The sequence below is a fragment of the Bacillus sp. 5mfcol3.1 genome (assembly GCF_900114335.1).
Taxonomy (GTDB): Bacteria; Bacillota; Bacilli; order Bacillales; family Bacillaceae_G; genus Bacillus_A; species Bacillus_A thuringiensis_S.
The window spans coordinates 1-2,106 of record NZ_FOST01000051.1 but is presented as its reverse complement, the minus strand read 5'-3'; the positions used below and the strand labels follow the sequence as shown (position 1 = coordinate 2,106).

Below are 2,106 nucleotides of genomic sequence, written 5' to 3'. Positions count from 1 at the left end.
TGCTCCATTATTAACAGCTCCTCATTGCGTAAATTTACTAAACTAACTCTAAGAACAAGGTTGTTTCATTATGTTCATTGGTATGCACATTAAACTGTTTTCCCGTAGCTTCTAATGCACTAAAAAGCATTCTTTTATATCCTTGATCCATAAAATCTACACTGATTTGACCATGATTCATAATAAATTGAAGATCAGCCATCATCTTTTTAACTTTCCGTTCCATGTAATAACCTCCTCAATAAAGTTATATAACTTATATAACTATTCTATTACTCATTTTTCTAGTTGTCAATATAAGTTGTATAACTTATAATATTTTTTATAGAGGAGGTTGCAATATGGCTGTTAATAAAGATAAGTACACTCAAATTTTAGTTACTTTTACAAAAGAACAAGTAGAACAAATAGAAAATTATTGGCATGAAAATAAGCTGAAGAATCGAAACGAAGCAATTCGTCAGATCGTAGACAAAGGGTTAAGTCGTAAATAATGGCTACCCTTTTTATTTTTCCTAAAAAACCTAAAAACGCATTTAAATTCCCTCTCTTCCTTTACATGCGTTTTTATAACAAATATGACTTATTATATTAATAACCGTATCAAAACCTCATACAACTAAATCTGAAGGGTCATTTTTTAGTTGAACTGATTTTTTTCATGTATTCTTTAAACAAATGAAAAAAGAGCCGGATTTTCATCACAGCTCATGTATGAATTGGTTCTGTATGTGTACATGTCGGATATTGTGAACAACCAAAAAACTTATTTCCTGTTTTATTTGAATTACGAACGACTAAATCATGTTTACATGTTGGACATTTCCGTGCTGCAGGCGTTACCCCTTGATACACATCTTCAGCCGAATATTCGGGATTGATTTTATTAATCAATTTCTGAAGTTCTACACGATCTATTAGTTTTACATGACAAGCTTCCGCTAATTCTTTCGCTTGCCTAGTATACACACTGTTCGTTACAACCCAGCCTTCATTTGCCTTGTAATAGGCTTGTGCTGCATATATCTCTTGTACGGCACTAATGCCAACTCTATTTTTCATCCCGTAGCGTTTTGCCTGGATGACAATACGGTTTTTCCCCTTCAATACCAGATCCGCACCGAAATCATTTGACTGCTTTGTGACGGTTGGAAAATAACCCAACTCTCGAAAGAGAGCTTTTAGGTATTCCTCGAATTGATGTCCGTCCATTTTGTCTATATAGCGAATACCAGATTTAGCCATTCGCTTTAATATTCTTCGCTCCTGGATCTTCCGGTACATGAATTTACAAATACGAAAAAGAACATACAGGATAAAACCATACATCAAAATTTGTAATATGTTTGGCATTTCTGGTAGATTAGACACTTCTCTCCACCTCTTTAATTGGTTTCATTTTCTTTGGTTGGGCTGTTTCTTTTTCCTGTTGCTCACTCACTTGTTTCTTTCGAACATCGTTCCAATCTTTTTCATTCGTTGGAATATCCTCTTTAAGATCTACAAAGCATTTCATTGTCTGAATGAAGTCTTTCCCAGCCTTATCATTATCAACTGCCATGATGACCTCTTTAATATCGTGCCCTTCTTTTTTCGCATCCATTAAAGATTGAATCACTGTTTTTGACTTCAATCCATGCATAGAAACCAGGCGAGCGTTTTGGATACTATTTTGTTTAATGCTCCAATGAGATAACATGTCGATTGGATCTTCATAAAAATAAATCTTATCCGGTTTACCTACATCAACCGTAAAACCGGCATTGATTTTTTCATAATTCGGGACAATTTGCTTAAAACTACCCCTTTTATTCTCCATTTTGACCGTACCTTGACGGTTCATTCCAATGACTTGCCCTTTTCCTCCCTCTTCCCTCCATTTGAACACCACGTTATTTTTCTTATCCTGGGCGATGAGATCCTTTTTAATCAGCCAGTTTACTAAACGAGGATCAATTTTCCGTTCATGAATTAGATATTCTTTAATCTCTGTTTGCTTATTTACTTCCAGGTGTTTTGGATAACTAAAAGGCTGCTGCTCTTTTTGGCGCTCCTCTTCAGCTTTTGAACGATCAAATTCTTTGTAGTCCCCCTTCTGAATGTCCA

General features: G+C 35.0%; 4 protein-coding genes. 1 reads left to right on the top strand and 3 read right to left on the bottom strand.

Features of this window, described 5'->3' with window-relative positions; translation table 11 throughout:
- Nucleotides 1-37 precede the first annotated feature (37 nt).
- Nucleotides 38-226: a hypothetical protein gene (locus tag BM089_RS30315; protein WP_002204218.1), complete on the bottom strand. Its 189-nt coding sequence runs from the start codon at nt 224-226 to the stop codon at nt 38-40.
- 115 nt (nt 227-341) lie between these two features.
- On the opposite strand from BM089_RS30315, the gene BM089_RS31315 reads away from it, so the two are divergent.
- Nucleotides 342-494 carry a ribbon-helix-helix domain-containing protein gene (locus BM089_RS31315; RefSeq protein WP_000290205.1) on the top strand — a complete coding sequence of 51 codons (153 nt, stop codon included), beginning with the start codon at nt 342-344 and terminating at the stop codon, nt 492-494.
- 214 nt (nt 495-708) lie between these two features.
- Here the strand turns inward: BM089_RS31315 and BM089_RS30310 are convergent, their stop codons facing one another.
- Both BM089_RS30310 and BM089_RS30305 read right to left on the bottom strand, forming a co-directional pair.
- Nucleotides 709-1,371: a restriction endonuclease gene (locus tag BM089_RS30310; RefSeq protein ID WP_090979198.1), complete on the bottom strand. Its 663-nt coding sequence runs from the start codon at nt 1,369-1,371 to the stop codon at nt 709-711.
- A partial coding sequence (locus tag BM089_RS30305) for a DUF3991 and TOPRIM domain-containing protein (protein ID WP_090979195.1) occupies nt 1,364-2,106 on the bottom strand: 743 nt, incomplete at its 5' end. The genes BM089_RS30305 and BM089_RS30310, both read right to left, overlap by 8 nt.